Origin of the sequence: Faecalibacterium hominis (ex Afrizal et al. 2022) (genome assembly GCF_049545105.1) — a bacterium.
Lineage (GTDB): Bacteria > Bacillota > Clostridia > Oscillospirales > Ruminococcaceae > Faecalibacterium > Faecalibacterium duncaniae.
The window spans coordinates 2,920,849-2,943,756 of sequence record NZ_CP186860.1 but is presented as its reverse complement, the minus strand read 5'-3'; the positions used below and the strand labels follow the sequence as shown (position 1 = coordinate 2,943,756).

Sequence of the window (22,908 nt, the reverse complement as noted above, 5' to 3'; positions counted from 1 at the left end):
CAAATTAGACAAAATTCCTCTCTTCAAGCGATTTCTCCGCAATTTTCCTGTGGCTCTGCTCGTATCAAAAATAAGGGACTGAATTTTAATTGTCAGAACGGAGGAACCATTATGGCAATCTTTGAAAAGACCATCCTAAACAAAAACTTTGACAAGCTGCTTCGGAAGCTGGAAAATGAAATCCCGGACAGCAGTTGGTCGGAAGATTTAGAGGCAGGCAGTGATTTCAAAGAGGGCGATGCCCGGTGCAGTGTCCGTGTATTTGAACGGTACAGCATGATGGGCGGCAACCGCCTGAGTCTGACACTGACCATGTTCCAGAATGCGGACAGTCCGATCCGGCTGTCTGCCATCACCGCATGAGGCAGTCAAGCGGTGTTCTTCAAGGTGAACACCCTCGGAGAAGAATCTTTTCTGGACGATGTAAAGGACCTGCTGGAAGAAATTTGGGAGGAATAAGATGTTTTACGCTGGAATTGATATGCTGTTCAGCATTCTGTTTCCCATCCTGTTCCTTGTGGTTATGGGCATGATCCTATACACCATCATCGGAAATATCAGCACATGGAATAAAAACAACCATTCGCCGCGGCTGACTGTTCCGGCAACGGTTGTGGCAAAGCGAACGGAAGTTTCTCGCCACCATACAGACAATACGATGGCGCATACGTTCACGACCTATTATGTGACCTTTCAGGTAGAGAGCGGCGACCGCATGGAGCTTACCGTAAGTGGTTCGGACTACGGAATGCTTGTGGAGGGCGACATTGGAAAGCTGAGTTTTCAGGGCACCCGCTATCTTGGGTTTGAGCGGAGCTAATTGCAGCACAATATAAGATGCCTAAAAAGCTATCGAAATTTCAGAATATGTTGTTTCGACTTATGCCAAATTCAATGTTCAAACAAATTGGTTTCAAAAAAGCAGATGTAATCAACTTGTGCAACACGATGTCTGAATTGGATTTCAGCGATTCGTTATGTACTGAACTCGACAACTCGGAATTTGGCGAAGGAGTGTGAATGGATGAAAAAGAAAATAATTCTATCAATAGCGTTTCTGATTAGTTTATTACCAATGTTATTTAACCAATATGGCGGATTAAAAGGTGTACAGGAAATTACCGGCTTGATAAATCTACTCAATCCTATTGGAATAGTGTCTGTCATTTTGTTTGTTTTAGGAGTATGGTTTCCCGTCAAGAAACGAGTTGTTAGTAAAAGTTTAGGCGCATTAGGCGTGATTGGGATTGTGGTCTCCGAAATATATAAATTCCTCACCTGGCATACATTGACTGTCACCGGTGAAGTCAGTTTACAGAATAGCATTCGATTAGCATTCCCCGAGTTTTATATAGGATTGACCATTTCTTTGGTAATGGTGATTGCTTATTTTGTGATTGACAAGTAAACTTGGCATAAGGACAACTTCCCGTTTACCACCCAAGAACATCCATGAGAGAGGAGTGACCGTTATGAAGGAAAACAGAAAACTATTAAAAGAAGTGCTCAAGGACATCCGGCACGACATGACCGATGAGGAAGTGCTGAATCTGCTGGCAGACAGTAAGATCTCCGTCAGTCCTGAAAGCGAAAAAGAAAAGTATACGCTGGGGCAGCGTGCAGCGGATTCCATTGCAAAATTTGCCGGAAGCTGGGCGTTTATCTTTTCCTTTACCGGTGTTCTGATCCTTTGGATGGTGGTCAACACGGTGCTGGCTGCCAAGGCATTTGACCCGTATCCGTTTATTCTGCTGAATTTGGTACTGTCCTGTGTGGCGGCGATTCAGGCACCGCTGATCATGATGAGCCAGAACCGTCAGGAGGAAAAAGACCGCCGCAGAGCGGAAAATGACTATAAAGTCAACTTGAAGACCGAGATCATGATCGAGGACCTGTACGATAAAGTAAACGCCATTCTTGCCAAGCAGTCCGCACTGGAAAAGCGGCTGCAAAACGATGGCAAAAATCATACAAAGCAGCAGGAAAACAACTGAATCCTAGCTTTTTTGCGCCAAAATGGGATAAGCCGGAAAGAAAACGGTGTGCGATTTCATCTCCCGGTGTTGATTTTTGTCTCATTGTGGTAATGGGGGAAAGACAGATACAAGATATTGTTGCAAAAGTATTATTTTTTCGTGAATATTAGCACTCTTATATTGACAGTGCTAAAAAACAATGCTATAACAGTGGCGTGCTCAGGAGGAAGGGCAAAAGGAGAGCCGCAAGGCTCCCCGGAAAGCTCTTCCGAGTGGACGCTTCAGATTTTTTGCCCCGACCCGAACGCCGGGATTGGAGGAATGATTTATGCTTATGCCGACTGTTTTCCATGAAAACCTGTTCGATGATTTCTTCGATCCGTTCTGGAATGACGCTGCACTGGAACGTATGATGAACCGTGAGGCTCGTGATACCTTTGGTAAGCGCGGTGCAAACATGATGAAGACCGATGTCAAACAGACGGACAACGGTTACGAAGTAGCTGTTGACCTGCCGGGCTGCAAGAAGGAAGACGTTCAGATGGATCTGAACGACGGCTACCTGACCATTCAGGCAGTGCGCAGCCACAGTAATGACGAAAAGGATAAGAAGGGCCGCTATCTGCGGCACGAATCCTTCTCCGGCACCTGCGCACGCAGTTTCTACGTGGGCGATGTGAAGAAGGAAGACATCCACGCAAAGTTCGAGGATGGCGTCCTGCACGTCGAGCTGCCTGCTCCTCAGCAGACGAAGGCTTTGCCTGAGAACCCGAATCTGATTGCAATCGAGTAAAACGCCGGTCGTGTGCGCCAAGGCACAACGCACATAAGATGCCCCCGGAGAGCCGCAACAAGCCCTCCGGGGGCATTTTTTGTTTCCCGGTATTTTTCCGCAGCGGCAAGCCTTCGTCAAAACTCCGGGTGCCATTCATCCCGGATGCCAATGTCAGCACAGATGATTTTTCCGCACAGCGGCGCAGAAGCTTCTGCCATATGCAAAGGCTTATAACTGTCGAAGGTTACGGTCAAATCTGCATGGGCAGCACCCTCGGCAACCTCCCCGGTATCCGTGTTGATGCCGCTGGGCAGGTCTACAGCCAGCACAAAGGTGTCGCTCTTATGCAGACGGCGTATCAGCCCGCAGGCAGCAAGACCGGAAGGCCGAAGTGCGCCATAAACTACCATAGATTCCATAAGCGAGTGACCTGAAAAGGCCGCTCGCTTTTTTGTTTACCACAGAGCTGAAAGGAGGCCAAAATGCCAAACAAAACGCAAGAATACCTTAACCTCGCCCAGCAAACGGCAAAGGAACTGACCCGATATTGGGAAAACTGGTCGGACTACCTGACCACTGCATCCCGGCTGTACAAGTACAGTTTTGCAGACCAGCTGATGATCTACGCCCAGCGCCCGGATGCCACCGCCTGCGCCGACTTTGACATCTGGAACAACCGGATGAACCGCTATGTCAGACGTGGCTCTAAGGGTATCGCTCTGCTGGACGAATCCAGCGGATTCCCGCGCCTGCACTACGTTTTCGATGTGTCGGACACCGGTGTGCGCCGTAATTCCCGTGACCCGGAGGTGTGGCAGTACAACGATGATCTGAAACAGCCTGTTTCGGAAATGCTCGCCGCTATCTACGGCATCAGCGGAGAGCGTGTTAGCCAGCAGCTTGCCGATGTTGCCGGAAAATTGGTGGCGGATTACTGGGACAACAACGGCGGCGACATCCGTGCCATCGTTGACGGCTCGCTCCTGATGGATTATGATGAAGCCGGGGTGGAGATGCAGTTCAAGTCCGCTGCCGCCATCAGCGTCACCTACACGCTGCTGGAACGCTGCGGATTTGAGCCAGCCGGGTGGTTCGACAAGGACGACTTCCGAGCCATCCACGAGTTTTCCACCCCAGACAGTGTTTACACCCTCGGCGCAGCCGTCAGCGACATGAGCCGGGAGGTCTTACGCCAAATTGAGCGCACCGTAAAAACAACCATTCGCCGCCGCAATGTAGAAAGGAGCCAATATGAATACGAACAGCAGGAACGTGACCTACTCGACCATCGGGGACTACCAGCTCCCGAACCTGACCCTGCATCAGCCGAAGACCCCGCTGGGCAAGTACGGCAGGCTGCGCCGGACGCACCTGATGAACCATCGCCCGGTGCTGTACAACACGATGCTCCTGAACGGGAGCCTGTACCCGCACCTGATGGAGGTGGAGCAGACGGCAGAGAACCGGATGCAGCAGACCATGGCGCAGCTTCTGAAACAGAACCCGACCCCGGACAAGGAGCAGAATCAGATGGCTTGGGTGCAGCACATGAACAGCCTGAAAGCGCAGACCGAGGAACTGGTGCTGACGGAGCTGATCTACAGCTAAGTTTCTTCGATGCCGCCATCCCCACCGAAGCCCAGCAAATTGAACATATCGACCGAGCGGAGAGCGAAAAATCGCCCTCCGCTTTTGTTTTGTCGCAGGCTGAAATTGAGAATGAACTGCGCAAGCATGGTTCCGGTTTTCAGGATGGCAAGCAGCGGATCATCGAACTGTACCAGACACAGCCCGACCGCAAACTCCGCGCTAAAGCATTGGCGAAAGAGTACGGCATCGGCGGACATTCGCAGGATTTTCTGGATGGCAGCAGCGGTTTTGTAAATCATGATGGAAAAGGACTTGAATTTGACCACTACCCGGATCATCAAAAGGTTACGTTAAGCTGGACACAGGTCGAGAAATACATCGACCTGATGATTCAGTCTGACCGCTACCTGACCGATAAGGAAAAAGAGCATCGTGCCGCCGTGCAGGAAGCGGAACGACAGCTCCCAATGCTGGATGGTGATGCCGCTGCCGAATACAATGCTCTGAAAGAGCAGTACCCCAATACCCTGATTGGCTTTGAACTGGGCGGATATTTTCTGTTCTATGACAAAGATGCAATCACTGTAAAGGAAGTTTTTCGCTCTAATTTGCTGTCACAGGAAAATGCGCTGGGAAAAGTCAAAGTGACCGGCTTTTTGCGCAGAGAGTGGGTAGCAAAATCGCAGAAGCTGTGGGCCGAGGGCAACAGCATCTATCTAGCCGGACAGGGCGGAGATGGTACCCACCATCAGACAAAATATCTGCGAGAGGAAGATTATCTGCCGATCGGCATCATCGTCAAGCTAGATGGCCGGGATTTCCGTGTGGATCACGTCAACTTCATGTTCAAATCCGTCAGCTTGCAGGACATGGACTTGACCAACAGCGGACAGCCCATCTTCCGGGTTGAACGGTTGCCCAATATCCGGGAACTGTATGAACAGCAGCAGGATGAAATTATTGACGTTTCTCCTGAAAAGGCTGTTGATTACAAGGTCGGTGACGAAGTTGTTGTTGACCTTCCCACCCGAACCATCGAGGGCAAAATCGGCTATGTTGGCGAAACCGATGTGCGCATCGACACCAGCGCGCATGGGCAGTCGTGGGATAACGAGGTACTCAACAAGCAGCAATTCGAGGACGGTCTGCGGCGGGATGAACCTACACCTGATGAGGAACTGGACAAGTTGCCTATCTCTGTGGAGGTCAATGGCGAGTGGCAGACCTTTCCGGATGCTGCTGCCGCAGACGAAGCCCTGAACGCTGAACCGATACCGGAAGCCGCAGGAAATTTTCACATCACGGATGATAATTTGGGTGTCGGAGGCCCCAAGCAGAAATTCGCCCGCAATATTGAAGCCATCCAGACCTTGCGCACTTTGGAGCAGGAGCATCGCGGTGCCACCGCCGAGGAGCAGCAGGTGCTTTCGCAGTATGTAGGCTGGGGCGGTCTTGCAGATGTCTTTGACCCCAACAAGGAAAACTGGTCTGCCGAGTACACCCAACTGAAAGGGTTGCTCACCGAAGAGGAGTATGCCGCCGCCCGCGCTTCCACTCTGAATGCCCACTATACCTCTCCGGTGGTAATTCGCGCCATCTATGATGCTGTGGAAAAGATGGGCTTCCAGTCTGGAAATATCTTGGAGCCTTCCATGGGTATTGGCAATTTTTTCGGTATGCTGCCCTCTGGCATGGCTGACAGCCGTCTGTATGGTGTGGAACTGGATTCCATCACCGGACGCATCGCCCAAAAACTATATCCACAGGCCGACATTACGGTTGCTGGCTTTGAAACCACCGACCGCCGAGATTTTTACGACCTTGCCGTAGGTAATGTCCCTTTCGGTCAGTACAAAGTCAACGACAAGGCGTACAACAAACTGGGTTTTTCTATCCACAACTACTTTTTCGCCAAGACTATCGACCAGATCCGACCGGGCGGCGTGATTGCTTTCGTGACCAGCCGTTTCACGATGGACAGCAAAGACAGCAGTGCCCGCAAGTACATGGCGGAACGTGCTGATTTGCTGGGAGCCATCCGCTTACCCAACAACGCTTTTAAGGCAAATGCAAGCACCGAGGTTGTTTCGGATATCCTCTTTTTGCAGAAGCGTGACCGCCCTGCAGACATCGAACCTGCATGGGTGCAGCTGGGGCAGACCGAAGATGGCTTCAATATCAATCAGTATTTTGTAGACCACCCGGAGATGGTGCTGGGACAGCTGACACTGGAAAGCACCCAGTACGGTCACGACCTGACCGTTGCACCCATTGAGGGTGCAGTGCTGGCAGACCAGCTTGCAGAAGCGGTACAGCATATTGAGGGCAATTACACTGCGGTGGAGATTGCTGCCCCGGACGTCGCAGATGTGGAAGCACAGCGCAAAACGCTGCCCGCAGATCCTACCGTGAAAAATTTCAGCTATACTGTGGTGGATGGCGAGATCTACTACCGCGAAAACTCCATCATGACGCAGGTGGAATTGTCCGATAACGCCAAGGGGCGCGTCACCGGCATGGTGGAACTGCGGCAGATCATCAATGACCTGATTCAGCAACAGTTGGAGGATTACCCAGATGCCGACATCAAGGCAACACAGGAGCGTTTGAACGCCGCCTACGATGACTTTACCGCAAAGTACGGTCTGCTGAACGACCGTAAAAACGGGCGGCTGTTTGAGCAGGATTCCTCCTATTATCTGCTGTGTTCGCTGGAAAATCTGGACGAGCAAGGGCAGCTTAAATCCAAGGCGGCGATGTTCACCAAGCGCACCATTCGCCCGGAACGCACCGTCACCAGCGTGGATACGCCAAGTGAAGCGTTGGCGGTGTCCATCGGGGAACACGGCAAGGTGGATTTGCCCTATATGGCAGAACTGCTGGGCACACCCGACGAGTACGGGCGCATCACCACTGAATTGTCTGGTGTGATCTTCAAGGACCCTGTCGCCGATGTAGACGACCCGGAAGCCGGCTGGCAAACAGCGGACGAATACCTTTCCGGTAATGTGCGTGATAAACTGCGTATGGCACAACTTGCTGCGGAAAACCACCCGGAGTTCAAGGTTAATGTGGACGCACTGACCAAGGCACAGCCCAAAGATCTGGAGGCATCTGAAATTGATGTGCGTTTGGGTGCCACATGGCTTGACCCCTCTATCGTACAACAGTTTATGATGGAAACTTTTCAGCCGCCCTATCGTATCCGCTACAACAATGCCATCACCGTTCGCTACTCCCCTTACACTTCCGAATGGCGGATCAGCAATAAATCTGCTACTGGCTTTGGTGACATTATGGCCACTGAAACCTACGGTACCCGCCGAGCCAACGCTTACAAGATTTTGGAGGATACCTTGAATTTGCGTGACAGCCGCGTTTATGATACCATCGAGGAGAATGGGAAAGAAAAGCGTGTGCTGAATCAAAACGAAACCACCCTCGCCCAGCAGAAACAGCAGGCCATCAAGGATGCTTTCGCTGGCTGGGTCTGGAAAGACCCTCAGCGGCGTGCCCTATTGGTGAAGAAGTACAACGAGCTTTTTAACAGCACCCGCCCCCGTGAATACGATGGTTCCCACATTCATTTTGTGGGCATGAACCCGGAGATCAATTTGCGAGAGCATCAGCGCAATGCGGTTGCCCATGTGCTGTATGGGTACAACACCCTTTTGGCGCACGAAGTCGGTGCCGGCAAGAGTTTTGAGATGGCGGCTTCCGCTATGGAACTGAAACGTCTGGGCTTGTGCCAGAAAAGTCTTTTTGTCGTGCCAAATCATTTGACGGAACAATGGGCCAGCGAGTTTTTACGCCTGTACCCCAATGCAAAGCTGCTGGTTACCAGCAAAAAAGATTTTGAACCCGGTAATCGCAAAAAATTCTGTGCGAGAATTGCGACCGGTGACTACGATGCGGTTATCATCGGGCATAGTCAGTTTGAAAAAATACCCTTGTCCGCAGAACGACAGGAACGTCTGATTCAGGAACAGATGGATGAAATCGAGGAGGCCATCGAAGAAGCGAAAGCACAGGTTGGTGAGCATTTCACAGTAAAGCAGCTGGAAAAGCTGCGCAAGTCTCTGAAACAGAAACTGGAAAAGCTGCAAGGCGCAGACCGTAAAGATGATGTGGTTACGTTTGAACAATTGGGCGTAGACAGGTTGTTTGTAGATGAAAGTCAGGCGTTTAAGAACCTCTACTTGTACACGAAAATGCGTAATGTCGCAGGTTTGAGTACGAGCGAGGCGCAAAAATCCAGCGATATGTTCGGCAAGTGCCGCTATCTGGATGAAATCACCGGAGGCCGTGGCGTGATTTTTGCAACGGGTACACCCCTGAGCAACAGCATGACCGAGATGTACACCCTCATGCGCTATCTCCAGTACAACACCTTGCAGCAGAAAGGGCTGACCCATTTTGATGCGTGGGCTTCTACTTTTGGTGAAACTACTACTGCCATCGAACTTGCGCCCGAAGGCACCGGATACCGTGCACGCACTCGTTTTGCGAAGTTCTTCAACTTGCCTGAACTGATGGCGATGTTCAAAGAAGCAGCAGATATCAAGACCAGCGACCAGCTTCATCTCCCAGTGCCTGATGCAAAATTTGAGACGGTGGTGGTCAAACCTTCGGAAATCCAACAGGATATGGTGCAGGCGTTGAGCGAACGTGCAGCCGAAGTCCACAGCGGTTCTGTTGACCCCTCTGTGGATAATATGTTGAAAATCACGTCGGATGGCCGCAAAATCGGTCTTGATCAGCGGTTGATGAACTCGGCTCTGCCTGATGACCCCAGCAGTAAGTTGAATGCCTGCGTCAACAACGTCCTGCGCATCTGGAACGACACCAAGGAACAGAAGCTGACCCAGCTGATTTTCTGCGATATGTCTACTCCAAAGGGTGACGGTTCGTTCAACGTCTATGACGATATCCGCTCCAAGCTGCTCACTGCTGGTGTGCCAGAGCAGGAAATCGAGTTCATCCACAACGCAGATACGGAGAACAAGAAAGCAGAACTTTTCTCCAAGGTGCGCAGCGGACAGGTGCGTGTGCTGCTGGGCAGCACTGCAAAAATGGGAGCCGGTACAAATGTCCAGACGCTTCTTGTGGCAGTGCATCATCTGGATGTAGGCTGGCGTCCGTCGGATATGACTCAGCGCAATGGCAGAATCATCCGTCAAGGCAATCAAAACAAACAAGTGTACGTCTATAATTACGTCACTGAATCGACATTTGACGCCTACTTGTACCAGACCTTAGAGAATAAGCAGAAGTTCATTTCGCAGATCATGACGAGCAAGTCGCCTATGCGCTCCTGCGATGATATTGACGAACAGGCTTTATCTTACGCAGAAATCAAGGCTCTGTGTGCAGGCGACCCTCGCATCCGGGAAAAGATGGACTTGGACGTGCAGGTAGCAAAATTGAAGGTGCTGCGCGGAGACTTCCAGAATCAGAAATATCGTCTGGAGGATAAGCTGCTCAAAACTTTTCCGGAGGAGATTCAGAAACAGAAAACCCGCATTGCTGCTTTACAACAGGATTCACAGATTGCAGCAGCACACCCGCAGGACAAAGAAAACTTCTGCGGCATGACCATCAAGGGCATGGTGTACGATGACAAAAAGGCTGCAGGCGAACGGCTGCTGCTGGCTCGGCAGGAGATGCCCAATGCTGATATGATGCTGCTGGGCACCTACCGTGGCTTTGAACTGAACATTCGATTCGACAGCTTCAAAAATGAGCATCAGGCCGTACTCCGGGCAGAGTTGAGTTACCCGGTGTCGCTGGGCGATGATGCGCGCGGCAATATCACTCGTCTGGACAATGCCATCGACAATTTCGCTGACCGTATTGCAGATGCCGAAAATGCTCTGCAAAACCTTGAACAGCAGAAGCAGGCCGCAGAGGTCGAAGTGGCAAAGCCCTTTGCACAGGAGGAAGAACTGGCCGAAAAGTCTGCCCGCCTTGCTGAATTGAACGCCTTGCTGAACATCGACAGTGACCGCAGTTCCTCGCAGGATACTCCCGAAGAAACCGAGGAAACCGAAACACCTGCAACTCGTCCGTCTGTGCTGGCTGCACTGGGGGAAAAGACCAATCAGCCGGAGCCGGTGAAGCCGTTCAAGAGTTATCTGGATAAGGAGGGGCGATAATGTGAAAAAGCGGGAACACCGTCTATTTATTCGTGTGACCGATGAAGAACGAAACCGCATTTTAGATAAGATGTATGGAATGGGCATCCACAGTCTGAGTGCCTATATCCGCAAAATGGCACTGGATGGCTACTGCCTGAACCTCGACCTTCCACAGCTGCGCCGAATGGCTTATCTGCTTCAGAATTGCAGTAACAATCTGAATCAGGTCGCCAAACGCGCTAACGAAAACGGCAAGATCTACTCTGCCGACCTTGCTGATCTGCGCACCCGGCTGGGTGAACTGATTGATATCGGCAAACAGATTCTTTCCAAGCTGGCAGAACTATAAAAATTCCCGCAGTTGGAGGGCTGCGGGTGTACATATAACGCTTGACATCCTTGCAACGCGGTAGTCGATACCTTTATAATATGGGCGAACAGGAAGGATGTGCTTGATATGATGTCTATGCTGAAGAAAATTGTTCTTTTCCCGGTTTCTCTCTTTGTGGCGTTTCTGGCTATGATGGCAAAATGGCTGCTCACGTTGTCCAGTTATGTGGTCGCTCCGCTGATGCTCTACATCTTCGGCTGCGGCATCTACACCGCCTACCGCCAGACTTGGGATCAGTTTCTTATCCTGCTGGTGGCCGAGTTCATCTGCTTCATCCTCTTTTTCGGTGCAACTGCCATCACCGAGGGCATTGGACGTTTCAGTGAGTGGCTTGCCGAACTGTAAGAAATAGTTTTAATCGTTTGCCGCCTTCGGGCGGCATTTTTCTTTTATGGGGGTGATTCAGGATGGCCGCGACACGGCTGATCGCGTTGCACAAAAACAAGGGCAAGTCGGTTGCAGCTTGTCTGAAAAGCCGCACAGACTATGTGCAGAATCCAGATAAGACCGAACAAGGTGAACTGGTAAGCTGCTACGAGTGTAGCCCTCTGACAGTCGATGAAGAATTTATGCTTTCCAAGCGGCAGTATGAACTTTCTACCGGGCGCAGTCAGAAAAGCGACATCATCGCCTACCAGATTCGGCAGTCATTCAAACCCGGCGAGATCACCGCCGAAGAAGCCAACAATGTAGGCTATGAACTGGCGATGCGGTTCACAAAAGGAAAACATGCCTTTATTGTTGCAACGCACACAGACCGTCACCACATCCATAACCATGTGATCTTCAACTCCACAGCGTTGGATGGCACCAGAAAGTTCCGGGATTTTTTCTTTTCGGCGTTGGCAGTGCAGCGGTTGAGCGACTTGATTTGTCTGGAGCATCAGCTCTCTGTTATTGAAATAAAGCCCTACCGGGAACGGCAGAAACGTACCCTCTATCCACCCAAAGAAAGCAATCGTGATAGGCTGTGTGGCATCATCGACAGCATCCTTACAGAAAAGCCCAAGGATTACGAAGATTTTCTGCAAAAACTGGAACAACAGGGTTATGAGGTCAAGCGCGGAAAATACACTTCCGTCAAGGGCGCACGACAAAAACGGTTCATCCGATTCAAAACGCTGGGCGCAGGCTATAGCGAGGACGAACTGAAAGCAGTGATTGCAGGAAAAGCAGAACACCATCCCCACCAGAAGCAGCCGCCCCAAGAGCAACCGTTCCAATTGCTGGTTAACATTCAGGCAAAGCTCTCCGAGGGCAAAAGCGAAGGCTATGCACGATGGGCGAAAAAATATAATCTGAAAGAAATGTCCAAGACGCTGATTTTCTTGCAGGAGCACAAAATTGGCAGCACAGATGAACTGAATGAACGCGCAGCGGCGGCAACAGAAAAATATCACCAGCTGGGAGATTCCATTAAAGCCTCTGAAAATCGGCTGGCAGAAATTGCGGTGCTGAAAGCGCATATCACCAACTACGCCAAAACGCGACCGGTCTATGATGCCTACCGTAAGACCGGATACAGCAAGCGCTTTCTGGAAACGCACCGCACGGAGATCACGTTGCACAAGGCAGCGAAAGCGGCGTTTGATGAAGCCAACTTGAAAAAACTCCCCAAGGTCAAGGAGTTGGATGCGGAATATTCCAAGCTGCTGACAGAAAAGAAAGTACGCTACCCGGACTATCGCAAGGCACGAGAAGAAATGCAGGAGTTGGTAAAGGCACAGAAAAATATTGAATTGTTCTTCGCAGAAGAAAAAGACGCACAGGAAAAGCAGCAGACCCGATAAACGAAAGTCGCCGAGGATTCTAACCCTTTCATGGGGCGGAATCCTCGGCGACTTTTTTAGTTTATGTAGCAGCGATCCTGCGTTACGAGCCAATCTTCACACAGCCGTTGGGCTTCATCTGTTGAGCGGCACACGCAATTGAACAGCTTGCCGTGCAGGGAGCAGTAGGTGTAACGGATTTTGGGCACACCGTTCTCATCCCGAAACTTTGTGTAGCGTTCCTCACCGGGCATCAGATAAAGCTGCTCCATTTCTGCATCGTCCTTTCCGTTTTCATGTGTCAGGCACACAACGCACCTATTCTATCATGAACTTAGGAATTATGCCATTGACGCTTGCACCAAAAAGCGCCCCGGATTTTCGGAGAGAGTGTGCATTGACACATTCAATAACGTTCGGAAAGAACGCGCAGCCTGCACCGGAACGGTGCAGATCAGAAAGGGTTTGGGATTTCCCAACAAGCATTTTGCAACGCAAAATTTTCATTTGTGCGCACGAATGCACTGCTTGCCACAACAATGCGTCCTTTTTGTCCGCAATTTGTAATTTTCAGATTGGAGAAAAAAGCCATGGCAAAGACGAAGGCTGAAGAAAAAGCTCTCAACCTTGATCAGATTTTGTTTAACTGCCGGGATTATCTGCGCGCTGCGCGCAACTCCGGCTCGTTCTTTGAAAAGCGTGATATCCCCCGCAGTACAGCCCCGAAGTTCTCAAAAAGGTCATGGAACAGATAGAGAACTTTGAGGAGAACAATTAAGCATTTTCTCGTTTTAATGTGGGATTAGATTGCTGTAGACCTTAATACAAAAAGATAGATAATGAAAATCTGGTGTCTGCTGGTACCAAAAAGCAGTTTGGCATCCTGAAAGACCTGATGAACCGCTCCGACGTGGATATCATCGTCAATGCCTGTGATGCAAGGTAGTGCGGTTAGGTGACTTAAGAGAGAAAAAAGAGACCTCATCTCGTAAAAAAGTCAATGCGGTCGTCTGCTTCTGTATTGAAATACAGTGGACGACCGCGTTGATCTTTGATGAGCAAGTACTGCCATGCCCCACACAGCGGGCAAAACTGGACGCGCTGCTGTATAATAATCCTTTGGAGTACGCCCAGCTTGTGCTGATTGGTGAGATTGAGCACTATCTCTCACTTGGTTGTGACCACGGTAGAATGGAAGACTAACCTTTAATTAAAATATCCAAAGCAGACAAAACAGCCATCTACTTGCGACTTGCAAATAGAGGGCTGTCTATTATTAACTACGCATTTTAACAATGATTTTTCTTTTCAACAATCATTCCGATAATAAACGAAAGTAGGAAAACGAGTAGCCAAATCAAAACTCCGTAGTGTGCCTTGAGCTGCCATACTTTTCCTATATACATATCCGGCGTGATTTTTGTGGCGTTTATTTTGATAATAAAATCGCCCAACACTTGTCCGATCAAAATTCCTGTCCAGTTTCCAGCTGTTGTGATAAGAGCTGCTCTATACATTTCCAGAAAACAGAAAGCAACAGATGCAACCCATAAACACAAATAATAATGGGCTGCTGTCCATTCAAACAAGTAGACTTCATGAAACACTGTTTGAGAAAGAAGATAGCACACCACATATGCTAAAAATACGATCAGCAAAAATCCGAGACAAGTTTTCTTTTTTGATGCTGTGTTCTTCATACGGCTTTTGAATCCTATTCCAATGTGTACCAACATCTTTGTGTTTCATTATAAAACAGCTTGGCTGCTTACTTCGATACTATTTCGACAGTTGGCATCTTGCCTTCCAATCCGAGTTCGTCATCTTCTGCAACTCTATAATTGGTAACATTTATTGAATAGCGTACTCCTTACCCTTTTGCACTCCGCGCTTCTTCCATTCATCCGTCAGCTCATTTCGGATGCGGATTGCCAAAAGCCGCTGATGAATCCATTCTTCGGAGTAGCCTTTCTTCAAATAGGTATCAAGCGCGCGGTCGATGGCCTGCTCCGGGTCGATGGTTTCCTCGATGCGTTCCTTGCCTACCATTGCCAGCCATGCCTTGAACGGCTCAGCCTTTTTGGAAGGAATCGACTGAATGATACGTAAAAGCTGCTCCGTATTGGCAACATCCGTAAGACGACGTTTGCCATCTGCTGCCTTCATTTTCAACTGACTACAATTTGTAGTCAGTTCACTGCCTTCGTTTTTCAGTCTAACTTTCAGAACGCTCCAATATTTAGCAGCACTTCGACTATCCTTTTGCTCGGTTAAAACCGCAACCACATCCACAATAGAAAAATACCATTCTTCCTTTTCTGCATCCCATGCAGTACGGATTTTCTGATCTTCAAAAAGCTGGATAGAGCTGTTATCGTTCACTTCTGCCATAGAGGGTTCCTCGCTTTCGTTGTCTAAGTCTATTTTACATGATTTCGGGCGGAAACGCCACCCGGTCTAAGCGTTTGGGATTCAAAAATCCGAACAATATTTTGTGCAGATTTACCGTTCCTGCATCTGCTCCTTTCCCGGTGTTGTCCGTAGGATGCCGTCCACATTCTGCTTGATGATGTCATATTCCTACATCGTGTTTGGCTTTGCCACGGTCAACATGGCCTCCCTGGCTTTTGAGAAGATCTTCCAGTCCGTGGGCCGGATGAAAGTGACCATGGTAGCCCTCATCGTGGGCTGTGTGGGCAACATTATCCTGGACCCGCTGCTCATCTTTGGCATCGGGCCGTTCCCTGCCATGGGCATTGCAGGCGCGGCGCTGGCCACCGGTATCGGCCAGGCACTGAGCACTGGTATCTACCTCGTGGTGTATGCTTCCACGGAGCTGCCCGTCCGGCTGCGCCGCGCCTGCCTGAAGCTGGACAAAGAGCTGGACACCCGGCTCTACTCCATCGGCATCCCGGCCATCCTCAACCTGGCGCTTCCCTCTCTGCTGGTCACGTTCCTCAACAGCCTGCTGGCCGCGTTCTCAGGCAGCTATGTGGTGGTGCTGGGCATCTACTACAAACTACAGACATTCCTCTACCTGCCCGCCAACGGCATCGTGCAGGGAATGCGTCCCCTCATCAGCTACAACTACGGTGCCGGGGAGCACAAACGGGTACGCCGGCTCTACCAGATTACCCTCATCCTGAGCGCCGCCATCATGGCAGCGGGCACCCTTGGCTGTCTGGTGGCCTCGGAGCCTCTCATGCGGCTCTTTACCTCTACCCCGGAGACGGTGGAAGCCGGAAAAGTTGCTCTGCGGATCATCTGCCTGGGCTTTGTGGTCTCCGCCATCTCCACCACCTCTTCCGGCGCGCTGGAGGGTCTGGGCAAGGGCACGCAGTCGTTGGTGATCTCCCTGTGCCGCTACATCGTCTTCATCATGCCGCTGGCCTGGGTGCTCTGCCGACAGTTTGGCCCTGTGGGCGTCTGGAACGCGTTCTGGGCCACGGAAGTGCTCTCCGCCATCGTTTCCCTTATCGTCTACAAAAAGAGCGTCTGACACGTTTTCCGTATACGCAAAAAAGGCTCCGGGCCTGCACTCCCCTTTCACAGGGAGGCAAGCCCGGAGCCTTTTCCGTTTCAGCCCAAGGGCTGGTTTTTATTTGGTGTGCTGCTCGGTGCTCTGGTCGTCCGATTCAATCGGCGTATCCAGTTCCTCCACGGGGGCAGCGTTCTTTTTGGCCTTACGGGCCTTACGCTTGTGGATCAGCTTCCGTGCGAGGAATGCTGCCACCAGCAGCGCGGCTACCGTGCCGCCGCAGAGCTCCCAGAGCGGGATGCCCTTGGGCACAAAGGCCATGACGATCTCGGTCCCGGCAGCCGTAAAGGTGATGTAGCTGCCAAAGGTATCGGTAGGCACTTTGATCCATTTGCCATCCTGCTGGACATAGACGCTGCCCTGCTTGCCCTGCGGCAGATAGCGGATGGTGTGGGTCTCCTGCCCGTCGTCCGAGAAGTCCAGCAGCCACTGCTCGGTGGCATTGGCCACGCCGGACGGCGTCTGGGAGGTAACGCTCAGGGCATTGGAGCCGCCAAACAGGCCATCCACATAGAAGATCGGACGGCCGTTGATGCGGACATCAATGCTCTTCAGTGCCGGGGTGTAAGAGGTGTACAGCGCCGTGACCACGGTGTCCAGATGGAGGTCATCCAGCACCGGGGTGTTCCACTCGGCAAGGTAACCGTCTTTCTGGGGCAGTTCGGGGTAATCCGCCTCGGTAAACGATGCACCGTAAGTAAAGGTGCGCTGGTCCACGATGTGGCCGTCGGCCATAAAGGTCAGCGTCAGCTTCTGGAAGCCCTTGGGCGCGCCCTCCAGTGCCCGCATGGTATCGTAATCAATGGGCTCTGCCTGACCGGCACGGCTGATGCGGTCAACGCCGCGCAGGGTATCGGAGACAAACAGGTTCCCCGTGAACGTACCATCCTGGCCGCCGGAAATGGCGCCCCAATACTGACCGTCGGTGTTGCTGCTGCTCGTGGAGAGGGCCACTTCGGAGTCATCCCCGTCATCGTCCGGCTCATGGATCTCCACCATGGCGCGGTTATCCTTGATGATGCAGCTGTTGCCGGTCAGGACACTGTCCGCGCCCTGGCCCACGATGCCGCCAATGTACTTGCTGCCAGTCAGCTCACACTTGGCCCAGTTGGAGATCAGCTTTGCGGAGGAATGGCCTGCAATGCCGCCCACCTTGTTGTTGCCATCCACTTTGCCGTAAGCTTCGCAGCCCGTGATGTAGCCCAGATCCATCTCGCCGCAGATGCCGCCTGCCGCCTTTTTCTTGGAGGTAACGGTGCCCTCGTTGACACAGTTCATCACCACCGCGCTGATGGTGTACTCGGTGCGCAGGAGCGAACGGTTCTCATCCTTATCGTCGTCTTCGGGGTCAAGGGTGTTTTCCACCGCCATGGTACCCGCGATGCCGCCCACATTCATGTCGGCTTCCACGGTGCCGCGGTTGGTGCAGCCCTCGATCTTGCCCTCGTTCTGAGCCGTCAGGTTCTCGGACTCATCTTCAAAGATGTTCTTGCTGCCGGGGTCGCTGATCTCTTCCACAGCATCCAGCAGCAGGTTGGAGACCACATTGATCTGGTCGTTGATGGAGCGGAGGTTGCTGGTGAGGGTGTTGCTGGCCGAGAGCATATCCCGGTTGAGGGTGCTCATCTGGTCGGTCATGTTCGTCACAGCGTCAAACAGTTCATCCTTGGTCGCGGTCATCTCGGAAGAGGGGCGCGGCACATGGATGGGATCCTGCTCCGCCAGCCAGTGGACGATATCCGCCGCCTGGCTGGTCATGCTGGTCAGGCCGCTCATGCCCTCCGCCATGATGCCGAGGCTGGCGGACATGTGGCCCAGCGTTGCGCTGGTGAGGGCGGAATCCGTCTTGAGGATATCCAGAGACTTGTCAAAATCATCCGCAGCCTTGCCCAGATCCTGTGCGGCATCGCTCAGGGAATCCAGACCCGCCTGAATGGAGGCATTGCCGGAACTGATGTTGCCGGTGTTGAAGCCCAGCTTATCCAGAATATCTTCCAGATTGCCCAGCTGGTCGCCCACATTGCCAAGCGCGCCGGACATGCTGGTAAGGGCAGAAGCCATCTGGGGATTGCCCTGCTCCGAAACGAGGTTGGCGGTGTTGCCCAGCAGCGCGCCGATCTGCGTGGCCAGGCCTGCCATATTGCCCACGGCGCGGGTGACCTGCTTGCCGGCGGAAGCCAGCTGGCCGTCATCGGCCAGCAGCGTGGCGCTCCGCAGCAGACCCAGGCCGGTGGTCAGCAGCTTCATCTGGCCGCTCATGCCGGAGCCCAACGAGAGGATGCTCATGGCGGAATTCGCCACCTGCAGCAGGGAGATGGCTGTTTTGATGTGATCGTCCACCGCGTCACCGGACACGCTGGAATAGCCGCCCAGAATGGTGCTGATGGCGCTGCTCAGGCCGCTGTCATCCTTGCCCGGCAGCGAGGCGATCAGGTCGTCCAGGCCCTTGCTGATCTGCTCCAGACCCTGCTTGCTGGAATCCAGCGCGTCGCTGGCCTTGTGCGCGCCGGAAGAAGCCTTGGCCAGTGCCGTGGAGGCGGTCAGCATCTCGGCCGCCATCTCCGCGGTGACCCACTTGAGCTGGCCCACGGCGGTGGTCATCTTATCCAGTGCGTCGACACCCGTGTCCATCACGGGCTCCAGCCGGGTAAATGTATCGGAGATGAGGTCTCCCGTGCGGTCCACCTCGTCCGCCACTTCGTCAAAGTAATCGCCTCCCTGCTCCTGCAGACGGCGGGCTGCCTGCACGGCAGTGTCCATCTGAGAGTTCAGGGTGTTGAGGTCGGTATTGAGGAGGCTGGTGCTGCCGTCCATGTCATCGGCCGCGCCGTTGACCATGGTGTGCAGCGTGTCCAGCTCGGTGCGCAGACGGTTGATGGTGCTCTGGTCCAGGTCCAGCTCCACATAGGGCTCTGCCTGGCCGGCAATGCCGCCCACGTCCTTGCGGCCCTGTACCAGGCCCTGGTTGACACAGCCGGAGATCAGGCCATCGGTCCGGCCCACGATGCCGCCCACGTTATAGCCTACATGGGCATAGCCCACGTCGCCCGCGTTGGCACTGCTGAGGATCAGGCCGGAGGAGCGGCCTGCAATGCCGCCGGTATCCGAGGAGACATTGGAGATGTTATTGCTCAGGTCATCGCCCATATCCTTCTTGACCAGCTCCAGCAGGGTGGCCGGGAGGCCCTCCATATCGAGGGCGGACTCCTGATACTCGGAGTTGACGGCGCCCACATTGGTGCAGCCGGTGATGACACCGAGGTTGTAGCCCACGATGCCGCCGGTGGCATACGCACCGCTGACCATGGCACGGGAAGTGCTGTGGTCGATGGTTCCGCTCGTCTCATTGCGGCCCACCAGACCGCCCGCCTCCTCCTCGCCGTGGACAGCACCGGAGAACGTGCAGTTGATGATGGTGCCGTAGTTGGTGCCCACCAGACCGCCTGCGGTCTTCTGGGTACCAGCGGGATTGACCACACCCTTGATGGTAAGGTCCTGAATGGAACCGCCCTCTTCCAGGATGCCGAAGAAGCCGGCTGGAGAATAAGCCCCCACGAGGCTGACATCCGAGATGGTGTGGCCGTTGCCCTTGAACGCGCCGCTGAACGACGCAACGGGGGCCCACTCCGTATCCTCCAGCGAGAGGTCTTCCTGCAGGATCACGGTCTTGCCTTTGGACCACTGATCAAAGCCGCATTTGTCGGCAAAGGCCAGCAGGTCCGAAACACTGTTGATGTAAATGGTATCCGTCGGCGCGGTGTCGGCCGCAAATACCGGCAGCGCCGCCGAAGCCGCCAGCACCAGTGCCAGCAGCGCAGCGGTCAGGCGGTGCAGCAGCCGGGTGCTGCCCGCCGCAGACTCATTCGTCCGCATGGGAGTCGTTTTCATCCTGCACCTCCTGTGAGATTTTACCAGAAAGAACGGTAAGATGTACGTTTCCATCCACAACGGCGTTCATGGTACCGGCCACGGAGCCGTTCACCTCGCCCTGCACCATGCCATTGACACGCACCCGGCCGCTGGCCGTGTTGGTGTGCAGCACCACATGATGCATGGAGAACGAAGTTTTATCCACCAGCTTGCCACCCACCAGCAGGATCTGCGGCAGGACGAACAGCACCAGGAAGATGGAGATGATGGTACCGCGGCCCAGGCACTGGCCGATGCCCACGATGCAGGCATCGGACGTCATCTGACCGATAAGGGTACCGGCCACCGTCATGATGGTGCCGGAAGTGAGGATGGTGGGGAACGCAAAGTTCAGCGTCTCGATCATGGCTGTCTTATGGTCCATCTTATCCCGCAGCTCGTTGTAGCGGGTTGCAATAACGATGGCGTAATCGATGTTTGCACCCATCTGGATGGAGCTGACGATCAGGTAGCCCATGAAGTACAGCGGCGTGTGGATAAAAGCGGGGACGGAGAAGTTGACCCAGATCGCGCCCTCGATGACGAGGATCAGTAGGATGGGCATTGCCACCGACTGGAACGTGAACAGCAGGACGATCAGCACGATCAGCACGGAGACCACGCTGACCACGATGTTGTCGATGGCAAACGACTTCTGGAAGTCGTACTCGTTGGTGGCGTCGCCCGCCAGATAGATGTCGCCGTCCGGGTAATACTTCCGGGCGATGGTGCGCATCTGGTCCGTGAACTCATACATTTCATCCCCGCTCTGGAGGCTGGGGTTCAGGTAGACCAGAATACGGTTGTAATCCGCACCCTGCAGCTGGGCCTTTGCGCTCAGCATCTGGGTCTGGGCATCATGCAGGTCGTTGATCTGATCCTGGTCCAGGCTGACAATGCCGGAATCGACCTCGTCACAGACGTAGAGGAACATATCAATGAGCGGCACACTGTAGTTGGAGAAGTTGCCAATGACCTGGCCGTACTCATCATTTTCCAACGCGTAGCCTGTGTAGACCACTTGGGCCAGCTCGTAATCCAGGCCCGCCATCTCAGAGAACTGGCGGGAAGTGAGCCGGTCTTCCAGCATGTAGCCGTCCATGGCCTCAATGTTGGAAAGGCCGCGGGTGTGGTCCACCTCATCGTGGCTTTCCAGTTCTTTGATCATGGCTGCTTCCACCCGGTAATCGTCGTTCTTTGGTACGACGAGAGCCACCAGGTTGGACTTGGTAAAGTTTTCGTCGATCATGTTATCGGCGATCTGCGTCTCATTCAACACTGGCGTCTTGATCGGGCCGTAGCCATAGGCGTAGGGGCACTGTGTCTGGAAATGGTAGGCAAACACCAGCACCACTGCAAAGACGATGGGAACGATCTTGCGGGTTTTGTAAGCATAGCGGCCCACGAACGAGATCTTGGGCACAAAGTTGCGGTGCTTGGTCTTGCTCATGTAAGGGCCAAACAGCATCAGCAGGCCGGGCATGACCACGAAGACCGACAGCATGGAGAACAGGATGGCCTTGATGAGGCAGATGGCCATATCCGGGCCGATCTTGAACTGCATGAACAGCATGGCCACCAGACCGCCGATGGTGGTCAGGGAGCTGGAACTGATCTCCGGGATACTCTTGGCCAGCGACTCGATGACCGCCTCTTTCAAGGGCAGGGTCTCGTGTTCTTCTTTAAAATGGTTGCAGAAGATGATGGCGTAGTCCAGCGAAAGGGCCAGTTGCAGAATGTTCGTGACCGAGTTGGAAACGAACGAGATGGTGCCCAGCAGGAAGTTGGTGCCCATGTTGAGGATCATGCCCACCACGAAAGTGAGCAGCAGCACGGGAACTTCCGCATAGGTCTGGGAGGTGAAGATCAGCACCACCACAATGATGATGGCAACATACACCATGATGACATTGACTTCACGCTCAATCGTCTCCTCCTGCGTATTGCCCAGCGAGGTGGAAACGTAGATATCGTAGTCTTTCAGGTACTCCTTGACGCTTTCCAGCGTTTCCAGGCACTGGTCGTCGTCCTCGGGGTAATCGAATGTGATGGAGTACAGCGCCGATACATTATTATAATGGGCGGTGGTATCATCGTACTCGATCATCTGGATGCCCCTGAGGCCCGCCAGCTCGTCGTTCAGCTGGTCTGCCTCGTCCGGCGTGATGTTTGCCACCATGACATCGGCAGAACCGTAGGTGGTAAACTCTTTTTCCATAATGTCCAGGCCCATGCGGGTCTCGCTGGTCTTGGGCAGATAGGTGGTCAGGTCGCTTTCCACCTTGACCCAGCTGCGGGAGAAGATGGTGAAGATGGTCCCCAGAATGACGATGAGGAACACAAGGTTGCGCCGCTCAACAATTTGCAGCGCGAGCTTGTGCATAAAATCGTTTTTGGGCTGTTCCTGCTCGGTCATCGTGTTCCCTCCTCTCGGCATTGCATTACTGGAGTTTTGCAAGGATTTCCTCAGCCGTCATACCGCTGGCCAGCAGCTTCTTCAGCACATCTTCTGCTTCGCCTTTCTTTGCTTCTTCCATTGCCTTTGCTTCGGCGGCAGCTTTTTTGTTTTCGGCTTTAGTAAGTTCCTTGGTGGCGGCTTTCAATTCTGCTTTCTTGGCTTTCAGCTGCGTCTTCAGATCATCGAGATTTGCAGTCAGCGCAGCAACCTCAGATTCGATTTTTTCCTTTTCGGCGGTCTTTTCTGCAACGACGGCTGCATAATCAACGTTGGCATTTACAATACGGGTCTTATTCTTGCTTCCCTTGGGTCTTGCCATAATAATTTCCTCCCATAAAGTGAAATAATTTGATACTTACAAGTAT

At 52.9% G+C, this 22,908-nt stretch carries 19 protein-coding genes and 2 pseudogenes; 13 read left to right on the top strand and 8 right to left on the bottom strand.

Features of this window, described 5'->3' with window-relative positions:
- Window positions 1–111 precede the first annotated feature (111 nt).
- The 5 genes and pseudogenes from ACKXGA_RS14170 (at window position 112) to ACKXGA_RS14150 (ending at window position 2,769) form a co-directional block, all read left to right on the top strand.
- Window positions 112–459, top strand: a pseudogene (locus ACKXGA_RS14170) (DUF6054 family protein).
- A 1-nt stretch (window position 460) separates the two neighbouring features.
- Window positions 461–820, top strand: a complete 360-nt coding sequence (locus ACKXGA_RS14165; protein WP_207699155.1) for a DUF2500 domain-containing protein — start codon at window positions 461–463, stop codon at window positions 818–820.
- 204 nt (window positions 821–1,024) lie between these two features.
- Window positions 1,025–1,408 (top strand): hypothetical protein, encoded by a 384-nt coding sequence (locus ACKXGA_RS14160; protein ID WP_097779536.1) that lies wholly within the window; start codon window positions 1,025–1,027, stop codon window positions 1,406–1,408.
- Window positions 1,409–1,472: 64 nt separating this feature from the next.
- Entirely contained in the window at window positions 1,473–1,994 is a 522-nt protein-coding gene (locus ACKXGA_RS14155) for a DUF1003 domain-containing protein (RefSeq protein WP_015564846.1), read from the top strand.
- A 310-nt stretch (window positions 1,995–2,304) separates the two neighbouring features.
- Window positions 2,305–2,769 carry an Hsp20/alpha crystallin family protein gene (locus ACKXGA_RS14150; RefSeq protein ID WP_005924644.1) on the top strand — a complete coding sequence of 155 codons (465 nt, stop codon included), beginning with the start codon at window positions 2,305–2,307 and terminating at the stop codon, window positions 2,767–2,769.
- Window positions 2,770–2,885: 116 nt separating this feature from the next.
- On the opposite strand, the gene ACKXGA_RS14145 is transcribed toward ACKXGA_RS14150, so the two are convergent.
- Together ACKXGA_RS14145 and ACKXGA_RS14140 are read right to left on the bottom strand one after the other, a co-directional pair.
- Window positions 2,886–3,170 carry an NAD(P)H-hydrate epimerase gene (locus ACKXGA_RS14145; RefSeq protein WP_156068789.1) on the bottom strand — a complete coding sequence of 95 codons (285 nt, stop codon included), beginning with the start codon at window positions 3,168–3,170 and terminating at the stop codon, window positions 2,886–2,888.
- A 36-nt stretch (window positions 3,171–3,206) separates the two neighbouring features.
- Window positions 3,207–3,872 carry a hypothetical protein gene (locus tag ACKXGA_RS14140; RefSeq protein ID WP_423729739.1) on the bottom strand — a complete coding sequence of 222 codons (666 nt, stop codon included), beginning with the start codon at window positions 3,870–3,872 and terminating at the stop codon, window positions 3,207–3,209.
- A 130-nt stretch (window positions 3,873–4,002) separates the two neighbouring features.
- On the opposite strand from ACKXGA_RS14140, the gene ACKXGA_RS14135 reads away from it, so the two are divergent.
- From ACKXGA_RS14135 to ACKXGA_RS14115, 5 genes are all read left to right on the top strand, one after another.
- Window positions 4,003–4,359: a TnpV protein gene (locus tag ACKXGA_RS14135; protein ID WP_423729738.1), complete on the top strand. Its 357-nt coding sequence runs from the start codon at window positions 4,003–4,005 to the stop codon at window positions 4,357–4,359.
- 161 nt (window positions 4,360–4,520) lie between these two features.
- Window positions 4,521–10,496, top strand: coding sequence for a DEAD/DEAH box helicase family protein (locus ACKXGA_RS14130; RefSeq protein ID WP_423730415.1), 5,976 nt, complete (start codon window positions 4,521–4,523; stop codon window positions 10,494–10,496).
- Between the two features lies 1 nt (window position 10,497).
- Entirely contained in the window at window positions 10,498–10,827 is a 330-nt protein-coding gene (locus tag ACKXGA_RS14125) for a plasmid mobilization protein (protein ID WP_349175775.1), read from the top strand.
- Between the two features lie 108 nt (window positions 10,828–10,935).
- Window positions 10,936–11,214 (top strand): hypothetical protein, encoded by a 279-nt coding sequence (locus tag ACKXGA_RS14120; protein ID WP_423729737.1) that lies wholly within the window; start codon window positions 10,936–10,938, stop codon window positions 11,212–11,214.
- A gap of 62 nt (window positions 11,215–11,276) precedes the next feature.
- Window positions 11,277–12,659, top strand: a complete 1,383-nt coding sequence (locus ACKXGA_RS14115) for a relaxase/mobilization nuclease domain-containing protein (RefSeq protein ID WP_423729736.1) — start codon at window positions 11,277–11,279, stop codon at window positions 12,657–12,659.
- Window positions 12,660–12,715: 56 nt separating this feature from the next.
- Here ACKXGA_RS14115 and ACKXGA_RS14110 read toward each other — a convergent pair whose 3' ends face one another.
- Window positions 12,716–12,910 (bottom strand): DUF3873 family protein, encoded by a 195-nt coding sequence (locus ACKXGA_RS14110; protein WP_005924624.1) that lies wholly within the window; start codon window positions 12,908–12,910, stop codon window positions 12,716–12,718.
- A gap of 318 nt (window positions 12,911–13,228) precedes the next feature.
- On the opposite strand from ACKXGA_RS14110, the gene ACKXGA_RS14105 reads away from it, so the two are divergent.
- Window positions 13,229–13,393, top strand: a complete 165-nt coding sequence (locus tag ACKXGA_RS14105) for a hypothetical protein (RefSeq protein WP_170126654.1) — start codon at window positions 13,229–13,231, stop codon at window positions 13,391–13,393.
- Between the two features lie 265 nt (window positions 13,394–13,658).
- On the top strand, window positions 13,659–13,841 hold the full coding sequence (locus ACKXGA_RS14100) for a DUF6061 family protein (RefSeq protein ID WP_242889553.1): 183 nt from the start codon (window positions 13,659–13,661) through the stop codon (window positions 13,839–13,841).
- 86 nt (window positions 13,842–13,927) lie between these two features.
- Here ACKXGA_RS14100 and ACKXGA_RS14095 read toward each other — a convergent pair whose 3' ends face one another.
- The gene (locus tag ACKXGA_RS14095; protein WP_242700168.1) at window positions 13,928–14,338 is read right to left on the bottom strand and encodes a hypothetical protein; all 411 of its coding nucleotides are present in this window, start codon (window positions 14,336–14,338) and stop codon (window positions 13,928–13,930) included.
- A gap of 157 nt (window positions 14,339–14,495) precedes the next feature.
- Window positions 14,496–15,029: pseudogene (locus ACKXGA_RS14090) on the bottom strand (BRO-N domain-containing protein); the annotation flags it as partial.
- Window positions 15,030–15,183: 154 nt separating this feature from the next.
- Between ACKXGA_RS14090 and ACKXGA_RS14085 the strand changes: the two are divergent.
- Window positions 15,184–16,137 (top strand): MATE family efflux transporter, encoded by a 954-nt coding sequence (locus tag ACKXGA_RS14085; RefSeq protein ID WP_418520828.1) that lies wholly within the window; start codon window positions 15,184–15,186, stop codon window positions 16,135–16,137.
- Window positions 16,138–16,236: 99 nt separating this feature from the next.
- On the opposite strand, the gene ACKXGA_RS14080 is transcribed toward ACKXGA_RS14085, so the two are convergent.
- Genes ACKXGA_RS14080 through ACKXGA_RS14070 form a run of 3 tightly spaced genes read right to left on the bottom strand, consistent with a single transcriptional unit; the run spans window position 16,237 to window position 22,862 of the window.
- Window positions 16,237–20,064 (bottom strand): GLUG motif-containing protein, encoded by a 3,828-nt coding sequence (locus tag ACKXGA_RS14080; RefSeq protein ID WP_423729735.1) that lies wholly within the window; start codon window positions 20,062–20,064, stop codon window positions 16,237–16,239.
- Window positions 20,036–22,501, bottom strand: a complete 2,466-nt coding sequence (locus tag ACKXGA_RS14075; RefSeq protein WP_055189758.1) for an efflux RND transporter permease subunit — start codon at window positions 22,499–22,501, stop codon at window positions 20,036–20,038. Before ACKXGA_RS14075 ends, ACKXGA_RS14080 begins: the two co-directional genes overlap by 29 nt.
- A gap of 25 nt (window positions 22,502–22,526) precedes the next feature.
- Entirely contained in the window at window positions 22,527–22,862 is a 336-nt protein-coding gene (locus ACKXGA_RS14070) for a hypothetical protein (protein WP_055189757.1), read from the bottom strand.
- Window positions 22,863–22,908 lie beyond the last annotated feature (46 nt).

What these genes read in the sequence shown, in the direction of transcription:
- ACKXGA_RS14165 (WP_207699155.1), top strand. Translation starts at nt 461, where the DNA reads ATGTTTTACGCTGGAATTGATATGCTGTTCAGCATTCTGTTTCCCATC.
- ACKXGA_RS14160 (WP_097779536.1), top strand. Translation starts at nt 1,025, where the DNA reads ATGAAAAAGAAAATAATTCTATCAATAGCGTTTCTGATTAGTTTATTA.
- ACKXGA_RS14155 (WP_015564846.1), top strand. Translation starts at nt 1,473, where the DNA reads ATGAAGGAAAACAGAAAACTATTAAAAGAAGTGCTCAAGGACATCCGG.
- ACKXGA_RS14150 (WP_005924644.1), top strand. Translation starts at nt 2,305, where the DNA reads ATGCTTATGCCGACTGTTTTCCATGAAAACCTGTTCGATGATTTCTTC.
- ACKXGA_RS14145 (WP_156068789.1), bottom strand. Translation starts at nt 3,170, where the DNA reads ATGGAATCTATGGTAGTTTATGGCGCACTTCGGCCTTCCGGTCTTGCT.
- ACKXGA_RS14135 (WP_423729738.1), top strand. Translation starts at nt 4,003, where the DNA reads ATGAATACGAACAGCAGGAACGTGACCTACTCGACCATCGGGGACTAC.
- ACKXGA_RS14120 (WP_423729737.1), top strand. Translation starts at nt 10,936, where the DNA reads ATGATGTCTATGCTGAAGAAAATTGTTCTTTTCCCGGTTTCTCTCTTT.
- ACKXGA_RS14115 (WP_423729736.1), top strand. Translation starts at nt 11,277, where the DNA reads ATGGCCGCGACACGGCTGATCGCGTTGCACAAAAACAAGGGCAAGTCG.
- ACKXGA_RS14110 (WP_005924624.1), bottom strand. Translation starts at nt 12,910, where the DNA reads ATGGAGCAGCTTTATCTGATGCCCGGTGAGGAACGCTACACAAAGTTT.
- ACKXGA_RS14105 (WP_170126654.1), top strand. Translation starts at nt 13,229, where the DNA reads ATGGCAAAGACGAAGGCTGAAGAAAAAGCTCTCAACCTTGATCAGATT.
- ACKXGA_RS14095 (WP_242700168.1), bottom strand. Translation starts at nt 14,338, where the DNA reads ATGAAGAACACAGCATCAAAAAAGAAAACTTGTCTCGGATTTTTGCTG.
- ACKXGA_RS14085 (WP_418520828.1), top strand. Translation starts at nt 15,184, where the DNA reads ATGCCGTCCACATTCTGCTTGATGATGTCATATTCCTACATCGTGTTT.
- ACKXGA_RS14080 (WP_423729735.1), bottom strand. Translation starts at nt 20,064, where the DNA reads ATGAAAACGACTCCCATGCGGACGAATGAGTCTGCGGCGGGCAGCACC.
- ACKXGA_RS14075 (WP_055189758.1), bottom strand. Translation starts at nt 22,501, where the DNA reads ATGACCGAGCAGGAACAGCCCAAAAACGATTTTATGCACAAGCTCGCG.
- ACKXGA_RS14070 (WP_055189757.1), bottom strand. Translation starts at nt 22,862, where the DNA reads ATGGCAAGACCCAAGGGAAGCAAGAATAAGACCCGTATTGTAAATGCC.